The sequence below is a fragment of the Streptomyces sp. HUAS CB01 genome, assembly GCF_030406905.1.
GTDB lineage: Bacteria > Actinomycetota > Actinomycetes > Streptomycetales > Streptomycetaceae > Streptomyces > Streptomyces chengbuensis.
In genome coordinates this window covers 5668858-5685113 of record NZ_CP129137.1, presented here as the reverse complement: position 1 = coordinate 5685113, position 16256 = coordinate 5668858, and the positions used below count along the sequence as shown (strand labels likewise).

Annotated in this window: 17 protein-coding genes and 1 pseudogene; 1 reads left to right on the top strand and 17 read right to left on the bottom strand. The window is 71.5% G+C overall.

Annotated elements, in window-relative coordinates:
- Window positions 1-75: 75 nt before the first annotated feature.
- The 6 genes from QRN89_RS25225 to rpsB all read right to left on the bottom strand — a co-directional run bounded on the left by QRN89_RS25225 (window position 76) and on the right by rpsB (window position 5462).
- Window positions 76-621 carry a hypothetical protein gene (locus QRN89_RS25225; protein ID WP_290351645.1) on the bottom strand — a complete coding sequence of 182 codons (546 nt, stop codon included), beginning with the start codon at window positions 619-621 and terminating at the stop codon, window positions 76-78.
- A gap of 212 nt (window positions 622-833) precedes the next feature.
- On the bottom strand, window positions 834-1946 hold the full coding sequence (locus QRN89_RS25220) for a phosphatidate cytidylyltransferase (RefSeq protein WP_290351644.1): 1113 nt from the start codon (window positions 1944-1946) through the stop codon (window positions 834-836).
- Window positions 1946-2503, bottom strand: a complete 558-nt coding sequence (gene frr / locus QRN89_RS25215; protein ID WP_093653660.1) for a ribosome recycling factor — start codon at window positions 2501-2503, stop codon at window positions 1946-1948. The genes QRN89_RS25220 and frr overlap by 1 nt, the downstream gene beginning before the upstream one ends.
- A 188-nt stretch (window positions 2504-2691) precedes the next feature.
- On the bottom strand, window positions 2692-3474 hold the full coding sequence (gene pyrH, locus QRN89_RS25210) for a UMP kinase (protein ID WP_290351643.1): 783 nt from the start codon (window positions 3472-3474) through the stop codon (window positions 2692-2694).
- A gap of 158 nt (window positions 3475-3632) precedes the next feature.
- Entirely contained in the window at window positions 3633-4469 is an 837-nt protein-coding gene (gene tsf / locus QRN89_RS25205; protein WP_290351642.1) for a translation elongation factor Ts, read from the bottom strand.
- Window positions 4470-4571: 102 nt separating this feature from the next.
- Entirely contained in the window at window positions 4572-5462 is an 891-nt protein-coding gene (gene rpsB, locus QRN89_RS25200) for a 30S ribosomal protein S2 (protein ID WP_290351641.1), read from the bottom strand.
- Between the two features lie 219 nt (window positions 5463-5681).
- Between rpsB and QRN89_RS25195 the strand changes: the two are divergent.
- A pseudogene (locus QRN89_RS25195) lies at window positions 5682-6113 on the top strand (peptidoglycan DD-metalloendopeptidase family protein); the annotation flags it as partial.
- A gap of 604 nt (window positions 6114-6717) precedes the next feature.
- On the opposite strand, the gene QRN89_RS25190 reads toward QRN89_RS25195, so the two are convergent.
- The 11 genes from QRN89_RS25190 to lepB (QRN89_RS25140) form a co-directional block, all read right to left on the bottom strand.
- Window positions 6718-7278: a TetR/AcrR family transcriptional regulator gene (locus QRN89_RS25190; RefSeq protein WP_290353854.1), complete on the bottom strand. Its 561-nt coding sequence runs from the start codon at window positions 7276-7278 to the stop codon at window positions 6718-6720.
- A 122-nt stretch (window positions 7279-7400) separates the two neighbouring features.
- Entirely contained in the window at window positions 7401-8237 is an 837-nt protein-coding gene (gene whiG / locus QRN89_RS25185) for an RNA polymerase sigma factor WhiG (RefSeq protein ID WP_290351640.1), read from the bottom strand.
- Window positions 8238-8491: 254 nt separating this feature from the next.
- Window positions 8492-9658, bottom strand: a complete 1167-nt coding sequence (gene dprA / locus QRN89_RS25180) for a DNA-processing protein DprA (RefSeq protein WP_290351639.1) — start codon at window positions 9656-9658, stop codon at window positions 8492-8494.
- Window positions 9659-9740: 82 nt separating this feature from the next.
- On the bottom strand, window positions 9741-11354 hold the full coding sequence (locus tag QRN89_RS25175) for a YifB family Mg chelatase-like AAA ATPase (RefSeq protein WP_290351638.1): 1614 nt from the start codon (window positions 11352-11354) through the stop codon (window positions 9741-9743).
- Complete coding sequence (locus QRN89_RS25170; RefSeq protein ID WP_290351637.1) at window positions 11354-11734, bottom strand: YraN family protein; 381 nt, start codon at window positions 11732-11734, stop codon at window positions 11354-11356. The genes QRN89_RS25175 and QRN89_RS25170 overlap by 1 nt, the downstream gene beginning before the upstream one ends.
- A gap of 107 nt (window positions 11735-11841) precedes the next feature.
- On the bottom strand, window positions 11842-12150 hold the full coding sequence (locus QRN89_RS25165; RefSeq protein ID WP_017947641.1) for a DUF2469 domain-containing protein: 309 nt from the start codon (window positions 12148-12150) through the stop codon (window positions 11842-11844).
- Window positions 12151-12205: 55 nt separating this feature from the next.
- A complete protein-coding gene (locus QRN89_RS25160; protein ID WP_290351636.1) occupies window positions 12206-12730 on the bottom strand; it encodes an NUDIX hydrolase in 525 nt (174 codons plus the stop codon).
- Entirely contained in the window at window positions 12723-13472 is a 750-nt protein-coding gene (gene lepB, locus QRN89_RS25155; protein ID WP_290351635.1) for a signal peptidase I, read from the bottom strand. Before lepB (QRN89_RS25155) ends, QRN89_RS25160 begins: the two co-directional genes overlap by 8 nt.
- Window positions 13473-13519: 47 nt before the next feature.
- Window positions 13520-14404, bottom strand: a complete 885-nt coding sequence (gene lepB / locus QRN89_RS25150; RefSeq protein ID WP_290351634.1) for a signal peptidase I — start codon at window positions 14402-14404, stop codon at window positions 13520-13522.
- The gene (lepB, locus tag QRN89_RS25145) at window positions 14331-15437 is read right to left on the bottom strand and encodes a signal peptidase I (RefSeq protein ID WP_290351633.1); all 1107 of its coding nucleotides are present in this window, start codon (window positions 15435-15437) and stop codon (window positions 14331-14333) included. Before lepB (QRN89_RS25145) ends, lepB (QRN89_RS25150) begins: the two co-directional genes overlap by 74 nt.
- Window positions 15430-16185 (bottom strand): signal peptidase I, encoded by a 756-nt coding sequence (gene lepB, locus QRN89_RS25140; RefSeq protein ID WP_290351632.1) that lies wholly within the window; start codon window positions 16183-16185, stop codon window positions 15430-15432. Before lepB (QRN89_RS25140) ends, lepB (QRN89_RS25145) begins: the two co-directional genes overlap by 8 nt.
- Window positions 16186-16256 lie beyond the last annotated feature (71 nt).

Sequence of the window (16256 nt, the reverse complement as noted above, 5' to 3'; positions counted from 1 at the left end):
CGCTCAGCGGGTCGCCGGCCCCGCGGGCGTACGTGCATGCGGGTCTGCGGGGCGGTCGCCGCTGCCCGGCCCGCGTCAGGTGAGCGGCGGCAGTGCGTCGTAGACGGCGGCGAGGTCTGCGGGGATGTCGGTGCCGTCGTCGACGGATGTGTGCCCGTCGTGGACCAGCACGCGGGTGAGCCCGTCCATGATCGGCGGCCCGGTGGGCCGGGTCGGCAGACGGGAGAAGTCGACCTCGTCGAGCGCCGTGCGCAGTTCGGCGAGGGCCGCCGGGGACATCCGGCCGGGACGGTTCTTCTTCCCGGGTGCGACCAGGAGGTAGGTGCCGTCGTCGTACACGACGACGGAATCGTGCCGCCCGTCGATACCGCCGCTCTCGGTGAAGGTGACGAGCGCGGACGCCTCGGCGGGCGTCGTCGCGGACGGGGTGGAGGCCGGTGGACCACTGGTCGCCGGCGGTTCGGGGGCACTCGTCGCCGGCGGTTCCGAACGGGTCGGGGTGGCCGGCGCGCCCGTCCCGGACGGACGGGAGTCCGTCTCCCCGTCGCCGTCCCCTCCCCCGCACCCGGTGACGCACACGAGTACGAGCAGCAGAGCCGCTGCGCCGACCTTCCGCCCCATGGTCCCCCCTGCCCCGCCCGCTGTCCGACGTTCCGGGCCCAGCATGCAGGCTCGGGGGCCCGCTGGACAGACCGCGATACGGACACGGGGAGCGGACACGGGGAAGACACGCGGACCGGGCAGGCCCGGACACGGCGGAAGGGCCCGCTTCCCGTGGGACGGCGGGCCCTTCCGGCCGCGACTCTCCGGACTTCCGACCGGGAACCCCCGGATCAGCCCGCGCCGACGAACACCACGAACAGCAGCCACACCACCGGCGCCGTGGGCAGCAGCGAGTCCAGCCGGTCCATGATGCCCCCATGGCCCGGCAGCAGGGTGCCCATGTCCTTGATGCCGAGGTCCCGCTTGATCATCGACTCGCCGAGATCGCCCAGGGTCGCGCTTATCGCGACCGCCAGACCGACGAGAAGGCCCTGCCACCAGGCACCGCCGTCGATCAGCAGCGGCATGCAGAGGGCGCCCGCCGCCATGCCGAACGCCACGGCCCCGAACAGTCCTTCACGGGTCTTCCCGGGACTGATCCGCGGCGCGAGCTTGTGCTTGCCGAAGCGCCAGCCGATCGCGTACGCGCCGGTGTCGCTCACGACCGTCAGCAGGAGGAAGGTGAACACCCGCTGCGGGCCGTCCTCCGCGGTGAGCATCATCGCGACGAACGTGGCCAGGAACGGCACGTAGAACGTGGCGAAGAGCCCGGCCGTGACGTCCTTGAGGTAGCCCTCGGGCGGTTCGGTCATCCGCCAGACCAGCACCGCCAGGCCGGTGAGAGCGGTGGCGACCCAGGCACCCTCGGCACCCCGCACGTAGCCGGCCACGACCATCGCCGCGCCGCCCACCGCGAGCGGCACCAGGGGCGCCTTGATGCCCTTGCGTTCCTGGAGACGGGAGGTGAGCTCCCACAGACCGACGACGACGGCGACGGCGATCACACCGACGAAGACGGCCTTGACGAAGAACAGCGCCGCGACGATCACCGCACCGAGCCCGACGCCGACCCCTATGGCAGCACGAAGATCGCGGCCTGCGCGCTTCTTCTGCGGCGGCTGCGGCTCCGACGGCTGGGAGGCCGCAGGCGGCGGAGGGGTGGGCATGGGCTCCTGCGGCATCTCGTCGCGGACCGGGGGGCCACTCAGCCGAGCGGCCCCCCGGTCACGGTCTTCGCGGTCTGCGGCGTCTCTACCTGCGTCGGGATCGTCCGGCACGATGGGCATGGGCCGAGTCTGCTGGGCGTCAAGCTCATCGTATGCGGGACCCGCCGGGGCAGCCCCCTGGTCGGGCGGGCCCCAGTAGCCGGCACTCGTCGGGGCCCCCCAGGAAGAGTCGTTCATCAGACCTCGAGCAGCTCGGCTTCCTTGTGCTTGAGCAGCTCGTCCACCTGCGCGACGTGCTTCGCGGTGGTGTCGTCGAGCTCCTTCTCCGCACGACGGCCCTCGTCCTCGCCGACCTCGCCGTCCTTGATCAGCTTGTCGATGGCCTCCTTGGCCTTGCGGCGCACGGAGCGGATCGAGATCCGGGAGTCCTCGGCCTTGCCCTTGGCGACCTTGATGAACTCGCGGCGCCGCTCCTCGGTGAGCTCGGGGAACACCACCCGGATGATGTTTCCGTCGTTGCTGGGGTTGACGCCCAGGTCGGAGTCGCGGATCGCCTGCTCGATGTTGCGCAGCGCGCTCTTGTCGAACGGGGTCACCACGGCCATGCGCGGCTCCGGCACCGAGAACGAGGCCAGCTGGTTGATCGGTGTCAGCGCACCGTAGTAGTCGGCCACGATCTTGTTGAACATCGCCGGGTGCGCACGCCCGGTGCGGATCGCGGCGAAGTCCTCCTTGGCGACCACGACGGCCTTCTCCATCTTCTCCTCGGCCTCGAGGAGGGTCTCTTCGATCACCACTTGCTCCTGCGTGTCTTGGTAGTCCCGGCGTGTACGAGTGGCGGCCCCGGCCCGCCGAACCCGTGGTGCGGGTCCGCGGACCGGTCCGTGTCACGCGTACGAGACCGGCGAAACTTGGCGGCGCGTCTTCCCTGCACGGTGTCCGACCGGCAGGGCTTTGTCCATCCCGGGGCGGTGCCCCGGGGTCAGGCCCGGGTGCCCTGGTCGCTCACGAGCGTGCCGATCTTCTCACCCCGGACCGCCCGCGCGATATTGCCCGCGGCGAGCAGTTCGAAGACGAGGATCGGCAGGGAGTTGTCGCGGCAGAGGGTGATCGCGGTGGCGTCGGCGACCTTCAGGTCGCGGGCGAGCACCTCGCCGTACTCCAGCGCGTCGAACTTCACCGCGTCCGGGTTGGTCTTGGGGTCGGAGTCGTAGACGCCGTCGACACCGTTCTTGCCCATGAGCAGGGCCTCGGCGTCGATCTCCAGGGCACGCTGGGCCGCGGTGGTGTCGGTGGAGAAGTACGGCATCCCCATACCGGCGCCGAAGATCACGACGCGCCCCTTCTCGAGGTGGCGCACCGCCCGCAGCGGAATGTAGGGCTCCGCGACCTGGCCCATGGTGATGGCGGTCTGGACGCGGGAGTCGATCCCCTCCTTCTCCAGGAAGTCCTGGAGGGCGAGGCAGTTCATGACCGTGCCGAGCATGCCCATGTAGTCGGAGCGCGCCCGGTCCATGCCGCGCACCTGGAGCTCGGCTCCACGGAAGAAGTTGCCGCCGCCGATGACCACCGCGATCTCTGCGCCGTCACGGACGACCGCGGCGATCTCCCGTGCGATGGCGTGTACGACGTCGGGGTCGACGCCCAGGCCGGTGCCGCCGGAGAAGGCTTCCCCGGACAGCTTCAGCATGAAGCGGCCGGCTTTGTTGGCGGTGTGGTCGCTCTTGTCGTCGGCAGCCGGATTGGCGTCCGCGCCCTTGTTCATGGAGATCTCCTCGTGCACATACGAAGAAGGCCATTGCCGGTGGGTGCTGGTGTCCCTGCGGCAATGGCCTCCTCGTCAGATCTGCGGTCGTCCGGCGTTCACGCGGCCGACGACTGCTGGAAAACCCTATCGGGCTCCCGTGTCGATCGCGTACCGGCTCAGATGCCGACCTTGATGCGCGAGAAGCGCTTCAGGGCGACACCGGCCTCGTCCAGGATCTGCTGGACGGACTTCTTGTTGTCCAGCGCGTACGGCTGGCCCAGGAGGGTGGCGTCCTTGAAGAAGCCGTTGAGGCGACCCTCGACGATCTTCGGCAGGGCGGCCTCGGGCTTGCCCTCGGCGCGGGTGGTCTCCTCGGCGACGCGGCGCTCGGACTCGACGACCTCGGCCGGGACGTCCTCGCGGGACAGGTACTTCGGCGCGAAGGCGGCGATGTGCTGGGCGACGCCCTTGGCGACCTCGGCGTTCGGCTTGTCGAGCTCGACGAGGACACCGATCTGCGGGGGCAGGTCGGGCATCGTGCGGTGCATGTACGCGGCCACGTAGGCACCGGAGAACTGCGCGAAGCGGTCCAGGACGATCTTCTCGCCGAGGTTGGCGTTGGCCTCGTCGACGTACGCCTGCACGGTCTTGCCGGGCTCGATCTCGGAGGCGAGCAGGGCCTCGATGTCGGCCGGACCGGTGGCGGCGACGTGGGCGGCGAGCGCGTTGGCGACGGCCTGGAACTTGTCGCCCTTGGCGACGAAGTCCGTCTCGCACTTCAGCTCGACGATGACACCGGAGGTGTTGTCGTCGGCGATGAGGGAGACGACGGCGCCGTTCTCGGCGGAACGGCCCTCGCGCTTGGCGACGCCCTTCTGGCCCTTGATGCGCAGGGCCTCGACGGCCTTGTCGACGTTGCCGTCGGCCTCGTCGAGCGCCTTCTTGCAGTCCATCATGCCCGCGCCGGTGAGCTCGCGGAGCTTCTTAACGTCAGCGGCGGTGTAGTTCGCCATGTCTGTGAATCTCTCTGAAGTCGAAGAGCTGAGGTCGAACGATCTACGGGCCGACGGCGGGGGCTTCATGGGCCCCCGCCGTCGACTACCGAAACCTGGGTGTCAGGCCTTGTCGGCGTCCGCGGCCGGAGCGTCGGCAGCGTCCGCGGCCGGAGCCTCGGCAGCGGCCTCGGCCGGCTTCTCGGCCTCGGCGGCCGGGGTCTCGTCGGCCTTCTTCTCGCCCTCGAGCAGGTCGCGCTCCCACTCGGCCAGCGGCTCGCCGGCGGCCTTGTCGCCCGGCTTCGAGTCGCCGGTCGCGACGCCGGAACGGGCGATGAGGCCCTCGGCGACGGCGTCGGCGATCACGCGGGTGAGCAGGGTGACGGAGCGGATCGCGTCGTCGTTGCCCGGGATCTTGTAGTCGACCTCGTCCGGGTCGCAGTTGGTGTCGAGGATCGCGACGACCGGGATGTGGAGCTTGCGCGCCTCACCGACGGCGATGTGCTCCTTCTTGGTGTCGACGATCCAGACGGCGCTCGGCACCTTCTGCATCTCGCGGATGCCACCGAGGGTCTTCTCCAGCTTGGCCTTCTCGCGGGAGAGGACCAGGAGCTCCTTCTTGGTGAGACCGGAGGCGGCCACATCCTCGAAGTCGATCGCCTCGAGCTCCTTCAGACGCTGAAGGCGCTTGTAGACGGTGGAGAAGTTGGTGAGCATGCCGCCGAGCCAGCGCTGGTTGACGTAGGGCATGCCGACGCGGGTCGCCTGCTCGGCGATCGCCTCCTGGGCCTGCTTCTTCGTGCCGACGAACATGATGGAGCCGCCGTGCGCGACGGTCTCCTTGACGAACTCGTAGGCGCGGTCGATGTACGACAGCGACTGGAGCAGGTCGATGATGTAGATGCCGTTGCGCTCGGTGAAGATGAAGCGCTTCATCTTCGGGTTCCAGCGACGGGTCTGGTGACCGAAGTGGACGCCGCTCTCCAGCAGCTCCCGCATCGTGACGACGGCCATGGCCGTATCTCCTTGGGTTTTCTCGGTTGTGTCCTGACGCCCCGACGCGCCGTGCCACGAAGGACCGAGAGGCGCGGCCACCGACCGCGTACGAGCGTGGTGGCGGGGCGTGCGAAGTCGACCCGGGTGACCCGGATCGCCAGAAGAAGTGTACGGGACCGCCGAGGTGCCGGGTGACGGCGATGTCCACAACGGGCCGGCCGTCCACAGATCCGGACCATGATCAGCGCGGAGGCGGTCCGCCGGGGGACCGTCGGCGTCATGAATCGCGCACGACGAGTCGTGAAAACGGTGCCGGCAGCGGTGCTGCTGGTCCTGCTGCCCCCGGTGGCCGCATGGGCGGCGGTCTGGCCCGTGGGCCCGCCCCGCCCCGCTGTGGTACGGGGCTGGGAACCGCCGCCCTCCCCGTACGGGCGGGGCCACCGCGGGGCGGACCTGGCGGCGCCCCCGGGGACCGAGGTGCGCGCGGCGGCGCCGGGCCGGGTGTCCTTCGCGGGGCCGGTGGCGGGGCGGGGGGTGCTGTCGATCGCGTTGACGGGTACGGGCGACCCGCCGCTGCGCACGACCTACGAGCCGGTGCGCCCGCTGGTCGAACCGGGTGCCCTGGTGACCGAGGGCCAGGCCGTGGCCGTGGTGGCGGAGGGCTCGTCGCACTGTCCGAAGGGGTGTCTGCACTGGGGGCTGCGACGCGGCGAGGAGTATCTGGACCCGCTCTCCCTCCTGCCCGCGTCGGCCCTGCGCCGCGGCCCGTCCCGGCTGCTCCCGGTCTTCGGTGTGCCCGTGCCGCCGTCCTCGGCTCCGGAGGTGGCCGTGCGGAGGCTCGCCGGGGCATCGCCCGCCCCGTCCCGGGCGGGCGCGGACACGGTCCAGGCCCTGGTGCTCACGGCCGCGGCGGTCCTCTCGCACCGCGCGCTGCGGTATCGACGACGGCCTGATCCGGAGGGACGGGCGCGGGCAGGGCTGTGGCCGGTGGCGCGGCACAGGCGTGGCGAGGATCGGGGCACGGGCTTGCACGCCGGGTCCGACTCGGCCGTCACCGTCGATGCACAAGCAGGCGGGGACGGCAGGGGCTCGGAGCGGCAGCGCGGGAAAACCGGGCCGGGCGCGCCCGGCGCCGAACGAGCAAGGCGGGACGGCAGGGGCTCGGCCTGGCAGCGCGGGAAAGCCGGAGCACGCGAGCCCGACGCCCAGCCGAGCGAGCAGTCGATCTGGGCGAGGGGCCGAAGCCCTGGTCAGGGCGGGACGGAGCGCGGGCTCAGTCGCCCAGGACTCCGCGCAGCGCCATCGACACCGCGGCCTCGGCGATGGAGGACGGGTCCTCGGCGGCGCCCAGCTCGATACGGCGCACCGCCGCGTCCACGACCCCCTGAAGGAGCATCGCCGCGAGGCGGGGCTGCCGGTGGCCCAGCTCCCCGAGCGCCTCCACGATCATGGCGATCAGCCCGCCGTGCGCGGCACGGATCTTCTCCCGGGCGCCGTCGTCAAGCTCGCTCGCGGAGATCGCGACGACCGCCCGGTGACGCCGGTCGCCGACGAGTTCCAGCTGACGGCGCACATACGCCTCGACCTTGCCCTCGGGGGTGTCCGAGCCCGCCATGGCGGCCCCGACCTCCGCCGCCCAGACCGGGAAGTCGACGGCGCACAGCTCCTCGACCACCGCGGCGCGGGAGCGGAAGTACTCGTACACGGAGGATCTGGCCAGGCCCGTGCGCTCGGCGAGGGCGGGGAAGGTCAGCGCCTCCGTCCCGCCTTCGGACAGCAGGGAACGCGCGGCGTCCAGCAGGGCGGCGCGCTGCATCGTCCTGTGCTCGGCCACGGAGGCCGCTCGAATCCTTGGCACGGGACCACTTTACGGCGACGGGGGCTCGCACGGGCAGGACAATGTCGCTTCCGCACGGCACCACGGCCTGCTCCCCGTCACACCGGCGGACGCCCGCCTCACCGTGCGACGTCGGCCAGCTTCGCCCTGAGCTGCAGCACGGACTTGGTGTGGATCTGGCTGACCCGGCTCTCGGTGACGCCCAGGACATTGCCGATCTCCGCCAGAGTCAGGCCCTCGTAGTAGTAGAGCGTGACGACGGTCTTCTCCCGGTCGGGGAGTGTGTTGATGGCGCGGGCGAGGAGGCGCCTCAGCTCGCGGTCCTCGGCCACCTCCACCGGGTTGTCCGCGGCGGTGTCCTCCAGGGTGTCCATGAGGCTGAGCCGGTCGCCGCCCTCGCCCCCGACGTGGAGCAGCTCCTCCAGGGCGACGACGTTCGCCAGGGACAACTGGCTGAAGACGGAGTGCAGTTCCTCGAGCGAGATACCCATCTCCGCGGCGACCTCGCTCTCGGAGGGTGTGCGCCGCAGCTGTGCCTCCAGCGTGGCGTACGCGCGCTCGACGTTGCGGGCCTTCTGCCGCACGGAGCGCGGGATCCAGTCGAGCGCCCGCAACTCGTCGATCATGGCACCCCGGATGCGCGTGATCGCGTACGTCTCGAACTTGATCGACCGCTCGATGTCGAACTTCTCGATGGCGTCGATGAGTCCGAAGACCCCGGAGGAGACGAAGTCCGCCTGCTCGACGTTGGACGGGAGTCCTACGCTCACCCGGCCCGCGACGTACTTCACCAGTGGTGAGTAGTGCAGGATCAGCTGCTCCCGCAACCGGTCGTCGCCGGTGGCCTTGTACGACCGCCACAGCTCTTCGAGCGACGACGGCGCGGGCGGCCGCACGGAACCACGGGCAGCGGGGGGAACTGCCGCGTGGTCAGACCCGGAGGTGTGCTGGGGCATGCGTTGCCTTTGAGCCGTTCTGCTGTGGGGCGTGATGGGACGGGTTGTCTGGGCCGGTGGCTGGGCGGTGAACCTGGTGAGCGTAGCGTGACTGGGGGATTGCGGTGCGCGAACGGCGGCGGATCGCGCCTCGGTGGGTGTGTACCGTCGGCCACATCTTCGAACGAGGGCCGGAGCCGGGGCGCCGGCCCTCACGGTGTCGCGGAAGTGCCGCCGGGGCCATCGGGCACACCCTTTCACCCGAATGCCCCAGGTCAAGCACCGCCTCGCCGTGCGTTCGAGCCCGTTGTGGCGACGGTGGCCAACTGCCAGCGATCCCCGTGGCGTTCGACGAAGCCCAGGGAGTGCAGTTCGTACAGCCTCGCGAGGGCCTCGTCGGGCGTGGTGCCGGCCCGAGCGGCGATGTCCCGGCCGTCGAGGGCGCCGCTGACCGGGAGCGCCTCCAGTACCCGTGCGCAGCCGGGGCCGAGGAGGTCCCGCGGGAGCACCGGCCCGCGGCGTGCGGGGGCGAGATCACCGATGTCGCCGACCAGCTCCACCACTTCGTCGGCGTCGGTGACCAGGACCGCTCCGGTGCGCAGGAGTTCGTGCACGCCCGCGGAGAGCCCGCTGGTGACCGGGCCGGGAACGCCCATGGTGAACCGGCCGAGACGTTCGGCGGCCCTGGCCGTGGCGAGCGAGCCGCTGCGGTACTCGGCCTCCACGACGACGGTGCCCCGGGACAGGGCCGCGATGACCCGGTTCCGCAGCACGAACCTGCTGCGGGTGGGATGCGCTCCAGGCGGCAACTCCGCGACGACCACGCCCTGTTCGACCACGCGACGGATCAACTCGGCATGACCGCGCGGATAGACGGCGTCCACGCCGCACGCCAGTACCGCGACGGTGGCACCGTCCGCGGACAGTGCGCCTCGGTGGGCTGCGGCGTCGACCCCGTACGCCGCGCCGGAGACGACGACCCAGCCGCGCTCCGCGAGGCCCGAGGCGAGACTCCCGGACACATGGGCCCCGTACGGGGTGCAGGCTCTCGCGCCCACCACGGCGACCGAGCGCAGGGCCCATATCCGCAGGTCGGGGCGACCCCGCACCCAGAGTCCGACCGGCCTTGCGTCTCCGAGGTCGTCCAGTTGGCCCGGCCACTCCGGGTCGCCTGGACAGAGGAAGCGCCCGCCCAGCTCGGCCACCCGCTCCAGATCACGCTCCGGGCTCGCCGTCGCGGCCCGCGTCCGGTAGCCCTGGACCGTCTGCTCCCCCGCGCCGGGGAGGGTGCCCTCGGTCAGGGCGGGCCCGGTGAGACGGGCCAGGAGTTCCACCGGGCCGTGCCGGCGCAGCCATCTCCCCGCGCGTTCGTCACCCGGTTCGACGACCCTCGTCAACGCGGCACGCGCCCTGCGCTCCTCCTCACTCACACCGGAGGTCATGTCCGCAGCCTCCCCCACTCGCACCGGACGGTCATGTCCGGCCTCCCCTCACCGCCCGGCGGCCGGGCCGGTGCTTCCGCGCTCATCGCTCCGCTCCGAACCCCGCCGGGACCCCCCGGGCGATGCCCGTGCGCAGTTGGAGTGCCAGGCCGACGTCCTGTGCGTCGGGCCGGTCGTGGCCCGCGAGGTCGGCGATCGTCCAGGCGACCCGGAGTACGCGGTCCATGCCGCGGGCCGTGAGGAGTCCCCGCTCCATGTCCCGCTCGGCCGCGGCGAGCGCGCCCGGATCCGTGTGCCAGCGGGTGCGCAGCTCATGGCCGGGCACCTCGCTGTTGGCCCGCCACGGAGTGCCCTCCAGCCTGGCGGCGGCCCGGTCCCTCGCCTCCCCGACCCGGGCCGCGACGGCCGCGGACGGCTCGCCCCGGGCCCCTTGGCCCAGCAGGTCGGCCCGGCTGACGGGCTCCACCTCGACCCGGAGGTCGACCCGGTCGAGCAGGGGGCCGGAGAGCCGCGACTGGTACCGCCGGATCAGCGAGGCGGGGCAGTCGCATCCCGCGCCGTGCAGGGTGTGGCGCCCGCACGGGCAGGGGTTGGCCGCCAGCACCATGAGGAAGCGGGCGGGCAGCCGGACCACCCCCGCGCTCCGCGCGACGACCACATGCCCCGATTCGAGCGGCTGGCGGAGGGCGTCGAGCGCCTTGCCGGAGAACTCCGGGGCCTCGTCCAGGAACAGGACGCCCCGGTGCGCCAGCGAGACCGCTCCCGGTCTCGGCATGCCCTGCCCGCCGCCCACGAGGGACTGCATCGTCGCCGAATGGTGCGGGGCGCAGTAGGGCGCCGTGCGCACCAGTGGCTCGCCGGGCGGCAGGATGCCCGCGACCGAGTGGACGGCGGTGACCTCGAGGGACTCCTTGCGGGTGAGCGGAGGAAGCACGGACGGAAGCCGCTCCGCCAGCATCGTCTTGCCCGCACCCGGGGGCCCCTGGAGCAGCAGGTGGTGTCCCCCGGCCGCGGCGACCTCGAGGGCGGTGCGCGCACCGTGCTGCCCGGCCACGTCCGCCAGGTCCCGCAGGGCCCCCGCCTCGGCCGCGAGCCCCGTGCCCACCCCGGCACCGGGCACCGTCAGCCCGGCGAGCATGGCGTCGGGCCGGCCGTCGCCGTCGGGTTCCTCCTCCGGCACCGGCTCGTCGTTCAGCACCGCGATCAGCTGGAGCAGGCTGCGCACCCCGAGCACCGAGACACCCGGCACGAGCGAGGCCTCCCCCGCGGTCCGCTCGGGCACGACGACCTGCTGGTAGCCCGCCTCCGCCGCGGCGAGGACCGCGGGCAGGACCCCCCGCACGGGCCGCACCCTGCCGTCGAGACCCAGCTCGCCGATGAGGACGAGATCCGCGATCGCCCGGGGATCGATGCGCTCGGCAGCCCCCAGGACCGCACAGGCGACGGCGAGGTCGAACCCGCTGCCGCCCTTCGGCACGGACGCCGGGCTGAGCCCGACCGTGAGCTTCTTCTGCGGCCACTCGGCACCGGAGTTGACGACGGCCGCCCGGACCCGGTCGCGGCTCTCCACGAGGCTCTTGTCCGGGAGGCCGACCAGGGCGAAGGCCGCGACGCCCGGTTCCAGGTCCGCCTGGACCTCCACGACGACGCCCTCGACGCCCACCAGCGCGACCGAGCAGGTGCGCGCGAACCCCATCAGGCCACCCCCGTCACATGCTCGACCCGGGGTGCGCCCCGCCGGGGCAGCACCACCCCGACGAGATCGATCCGCACCCCGCCGGGGGGCGGTGGTCCTCCGTGGTGCTCCAGCCAGCATGCGGCCAGGTGTCTGAGCCGGTCCGCCTTGGTGGGGGTGATCGCGGCCATCGGATGCTCGAAGGGCATCCGTCCTTCCGGGCCGCCCCTGCGGGTCTTGACCTCACAGACGACCACCGTGTCGCCGTCGCGGGCGACGATGTCGATCTCGCCGGCCCGTCCGCATCGCCAGTTCCGGGCGACCACGGTCATCCCGCTCGCGGCGAGCCGCCGGGCCGCCAGTTCCTCGCCGTACCGTCCGAGTGCCCCCGTCGCGTTCATCTCGGCACCACCTCCGGCACCGACTCTGGTGCCTCGGGCCCCGGCGAGTGGATCTTGGTGGACAACCCGGCCGCTGTGGAAAACCACGCCACCCGTCCGGGTGAAGCTCAGCCCTGGGGAAGCTCCAGATCGCTCTTGTTCAGCTCCTCGATGTTCACGTCCTTGAACGTGAGCACGCGGACCTGCTTGACGAACCTCGCCGGCCGGTACATGTCCCACACCCAGGCGTCTGCCATGGAGACTTCGAAGAAGACCTCACCCTGCACCGAGTGCACCTGCATCTCGTAGTCATTGGTGAGGTAGAAACGACGCTCGGTCTCGATCACGTATTTGAACAGCCCGACGACGTCGCGGTACTCCCGGTAGAGCTTCAGCTCCATCTCGGTCTCGTACTTCTCGAGGTCCTCGGCGCTCATGGCATGTTCCCCTTCAGCCGTGCGTCCCCCTATTGTGCGCCAGCCCCCTGCGTCCCTAGACGATGTCCCGGGCCAGGACCACAGGCGCACTCGGAGGCCCCTCGTCGAGCAGCGTGCGCAGCAGCTCGGCGAGCCTGGTCGGATACACCGTCTCACGCGCCGCCGACAGTTCGGCGGAGGTCCACCACCTCAGGCCCGCGACACTGCGCTGTTCCAGCCGGGTCAGGCCCGTCAGACTGGTCGCCGTCTGCCGGGTACGTGCCAGGTAGTACCACTCGTCCTGGTCCCAGCGGCGCCCGTCGAACGGGAAGGAGCACTCCCGCTGCCAGATCACCGGACCCAGCTCGACGTCTGTGATTCCCGTCTCCTCGGCGAGCTCGCGCAGCGCGGCCTCCTCGCGGGACTCCGCGCCCTCGACCCCGCCGCCGGGTGTGAACCACCAGTCGTCGGACGGATCCTCGGGTTCGAAGCCGTGCAGCAGCAGGATGCGGTCGGCGGGATCGAGCAGGATCACCCGGGAGACACGGCGCAGCGCCCGCCCGGGGCCCTCCGCGGCCGTCCCCGCCGGCCGCTCAGACATCCGCGGTCGCCCTGCTCCGCCCGGTGGGCTGCTTCCGCCGGCCCATGAGCTTCACGAGCGGTCCGTAGGCGGCTCCGCCCAGGATCAGCACGGCGCCGAGCGCCACCGACGCGACGACCGGCCGGATGGGCCCCGGCTCGGAGATCCCGCCCGGAAGCGCGGCGAAGCTCCGCGGCCGTTCCAGGACCCCGCCCACAGGCCAGGCGACGGCGTCCAGCCGGGCGCTCACGGCCGCCCTCGGCACGGTGCCCTGTCCGGCTTCCTGAAGGTGCGAACGGGAGTCCACGGAGGTCCTGCGCTCATCGCCGAGGAGGAAGAGCTTCCCCTCGGGGACGGAGACGGTGAAGCCCATCGGCGAGGCGGACTCCTCGCCCGGCAGATACGGTTCCTCGACGGCCCGGCCGTTGACGGTCATCCGGCCCTCGGAGTCGCAGCAGACGACCTTGTCGCCGCCGATCCCGACCACGCGCTTCACCATCGGGGCGTCGGCCCACACCTTGTCCGTGAAGACGACGATGTCCCCGCGCCGGACCTCGGAGCCGTCGATCCGCTGCGCCAGCACCCGGTCACCGGGCTCCACGGTCGGGGACATCGAATCCGTCGGCACCGTGTACGGCTGGTAGAGCAGCGCGCCGAAGACGAAGCCGCCGAGGAAGAGCACACAGCCGAGGGCCACGGCGAGCCCCGACAGCACACTGCCGAGGCGGCCGTGGCCCCTGTCCGTACGTCCTGTTCCGCTCATCGCAGCGCTCCCTCGCAGGATCGACGATCGCTGATCCGAGCGGCACCCTACCCGCCGGTTCGCCCGCGGGTCAGCCTCCTCCGGCGGACGAGCACGATCGGCAACGCACCCGCCACGGCCAGTGCGCCCGGCGCGACGGTTCCGCCGATCACCGCCGCCGAGTTGAGCCCGGGCTGGTCGAAGGTGTCCGGAACGGGCAGCGTGGACCAGCGGTTGAACGGCCAGGCCACCACCACGGCGCGTCCGACGACGTCCTCGTTGCTCACCGTGCCGTTGTAAGGCAGCTCCTGGTGGTAGCGGGAGTCCAGGGAGTTGTCCCGGTTGTCGCCCATCACCCAGATCCGGCCCTCGGGCACCCGGATCGGACCGAACGGCTTGTCGTCGCAGGGCGTGCTGCCGGGCCGGATGTACGACGTCTCGTCCAGGGCCTTGCCGTTGACCATGACCTTGCCTCCCTTCTTGCAGGAGACCGTGTCACCGCCGACCGCGATGACGCGCTTGATCAGGTCCTTCTCCTCCGACGACGGCATCAGGCCGATGAAGCTCAGGAACTGCTGCACCACGTTGGGCTCGGGGGTGTGGGTGTCGTCCAGCCAGCCGCCCGGGTCGTGGAAGACCACGACCTCGCCGCGCTCGGGCTCGGATCCGAACCACGGCGTCAGCTTGTCGACCAGCACCCGGTCGCCCCGCTGGAGCGTGTTCATCATCGAGTCCGAGGGGATCGAGAACGCCTGGACCAGGAACGTCTTGATCAGCAGCGCCAGGACCAGCGCGATACCGACCAGCAGCGGCAGTTCCTTCCAGAAGGACCGCTGCTTCCTCTCCCCGGTGCCGGACGAACCGTCGTCGTCCGCCGGGTCACCGTCTCCCGAACCGCCGTCGCCCTGCGGGGGAAGGCCGCCGGAGCCAGTGGAACCGGGGGAAGGCTTCACGTACCGCTCGGGCCGCTCCTCGGGCTCCTCGTGTCCGGATCGTGCGCCTACCGCCAAATCCCCCACATCCACTCCTCACTCCGTGCGACCGCCCGCGCCCGAGACGGCGCAGGCCCATCACTCCCATAACGAGCGGGAGTTCCGCAGGGCTCGGGAGCAGGACCAGTCCTTTGTGATCCTGGGAGGACACACTATGCGACGGTCCGAGTGCGGTGGCCGTCCCGGCGCGCGCATCGGGGACCGAGGCGTACGTTCCCCTCTCCTCCAGTTTGCGCCAGTGGTCGAACGGCCAGGCGATGACCACGGCGCGCCCGACGACCTCCTCCTCCGAGACCGTGCCGCTGTACTCCTCGTCGAGGTGGAAGCGGGAGTCGGCCGAGTTCGACCGGTGGTCGCCCATCACGAAGAGCCGGCCCGCGGGGACCTGCACGTCGAACCTCAGTTTCGAGGGGGCGTTGCCGGGGTGCAGGTACGGCTCGGTCAGCGGGACGCCGTTGACCGTGACCTTGCCGTCGCGGTCGCAGCAGACGACCTTGTCGCCGCCGACGGCGACGACTCGCTTGATCAGGTCCTGCTCGTCGTCGGACGGCAGCAGACCGATGAAGGTCAGCACGTCCTTGACCTGCTTGACGACGACCGGGTCGTCCGGTCGCGGCGTCTGCTCCTCCTGGAGCCAGCCGCCGGGGTCCTTGAAGACGACGACGTCGCCGCGTTCGGGCTTGGAGCCGAACCAGGGCGTCAGCTTGTCGACCAGCACCCGGTCGTCGATCCGGATCGTCTGCTCCATGGAACCGGACGGGATGACGAACGCCTGCACCAGGAAGGTCTTGAGGACGAGGGCGATCATCAGCGCGACCGTGATGAGGAGGGGGATCTCCTTGACGGCGGAGCGCTGGCGCCGTCGCTTCACCTTCTTGGCGAGCCTGCGCCGCTCGGCGCGCCCGGGGAGCGTCCGGCCGCCGTCGGTGGGCCGGGTGCCGGTGGGCAGCCTGGTGTCGGCCCGGTGGCTCGCGCGCCGTCCGCGGCTACCCATGGGCACCGTCCGGCGCGGTCACGCGGTCGAAGGCGCCGGTCGCCGGCAGCGTGGACCAGCGGCCGAGCGGCCAGCCGATCCAGTCCGCGCGTCCGATCACCCTGTCGAGGGGCACCGTGCCCCCGCCGGGCTCGCCCAAGTGGTCGCGGGAGTCCCGCGACTTGCTGCGGTGGTCGCCCATGACCCACAGGGTGCCCTGCGGTACGACGATGTCGAAGGGGACGTGGGACGCGGCGTCACCGGGGTACAGATAGTCCTCGTCGACCGGCACGCCGTTCACCTGCAGTCTTCCCCTCTTGTCGCAGCAGACCACGCGGTCGCCGCCCACACCCACCACACGTTTGACGAAATCGGTGTCGGACGGTTCCGCCAGGCCCAGAGCGGCGAGCCCCTCCCGGGCGGCCGCGCTGACCGGGTTCTCCTCCACACCTTCCGGTACGAAGGATCCCGTGCCGTCGAACACGACCACGTCCCCGCGCCGTGGCTCGGACCCGAAACGGTAGGCCAGCTTGTTCACCAGCACGCGGTCGCCGACTTCGAGGGCGGGCTGCATGGAGGTGCTGGGGATCAGGAACGGCTGCATCACGAACTGGCTGAGGAGCAGCAGGAACACGGCGCAGACGCCGCCCAGCGCACCGGCTCGCCGCCAGGAAACGCGCACGGAGCGCGACCGCTCTCCGGTGCCGGACCCATCGGTCTCGGGGGCGGAGGAGCGGTCGCGCTCCGTGTGCAGTGCTTCGGTGTCCATCGGGGCCAGATGCTATCCGGCCGCCGTAAGAACCGTATGAGGCCTCAGCAGGGCGCGGGTGTGAGCCGTGG

What these genes read in the sequence shown, in the direction of transcription:
- rpsB (WP_290351641.1), bottom strand. Translation starts at nt 5,462, where the DNA reads ATGGCCGTCGTCACGATGCGGGAGCTGCTGGAGAGCGGCGTCCACTTC.
- dprA (WP_290351639.1), bottom strand. Translation starts at nt 9,658, where the DNA reads ATGACCTCCGGTGTGAGTGAGGAGGAGCGCAGGGCGCGTGCCGCGTTG.
- QRN89_RS25165 (WP_017947641.1), bottom strand. Translation starts at nt 12,150, where the DNA reads ATGAGCGCCGAGGACCTCGAGAAGTACGAGACCGAGATGGAGCTGAAG.
- lepB (WP_290351635.1), bottom strand. Translation starts at nt 13,472, where the DNA reads ATGAGCGGAACAGGACGTACGGACAGGGGCCACGGCCGCCTCGGCAGT.
- lepB (WP_290351632.1), bottom strand. Translation starts at nt 16,185, where the DNA reads ATGGACACCGAAGCACTGCACACGGAGCGCGACCGCTCCTCCGCCCCC.
- lepB (WP_290351633.1), bottom strand. Translation starts at nt 15,437, where the DNA reads ATGGGTAGCCGCGGACGGCGCGCGAGCCACCGGGCCGACACCAGGCTG.
- whiG (WP_290351640.1), bottom strand. Translation starts at nt 8,237, where the DNA reads ATGCCCCAGCACACCTCCGGGTCTGACCACGCGGCAGTTCCCCCCGCT.
- tsf (WP_290351642.1), bottom strand. Translation starts at nt 4,469, where the DNA reads ATGGCGAACTACACCGCCGCTGACGTTAAGAAGCTCCGCGAGCTCACC.
- QRN89_RS25160 (WP_290351636.1), bottom strand. Translation starts at nt 12,730, where the DNA reads ATGTCTGAGCGGCCGGCGGGGACGGCCGCGGAGGGCCCCGGGCGGGCG.
- QRN89_RS25175 (WP_290351638.1), bottom strand. Translation starts at nt 11,354, where the DNA reads ATGGGGTTCGCGCGCACCTGCTCGGTCGCGCTGGTGGGCGTCGAGGGC.
- pyrH (WP_290351643.1), bottom strand. Translation starts at nt 3,474, where the DNA reads ATGAACAAGGGCGCGGACGCCAATCCGGCTGCCGACGACAAGAGCGAC.
- QRN89_RS25220 (WP_290351644.1), bottom strand. Translation starts at nt 1,946, where the DNA reads ATGAACGACTCTTCCTGGGGGGCCCCGACGAGTGCCGGCTACTGGGGC.
- QRN89_RS25225 (WP_290351645.1), bottom strand. Translation starts at nt 621, where the DNA reads ATGGGGCGGAAGGTCGGCGCAGCGGCTCTGCTGCTCGTACTCGTGTGC.
- QRN89_RS25170 (WP_290351637.1), bottom strand. Translation starts at nt 11,734, where the DNA reads ATGAACGCGACGGGGGCACTCGGACGGTACGGCGAGGAACTGGCGGCC.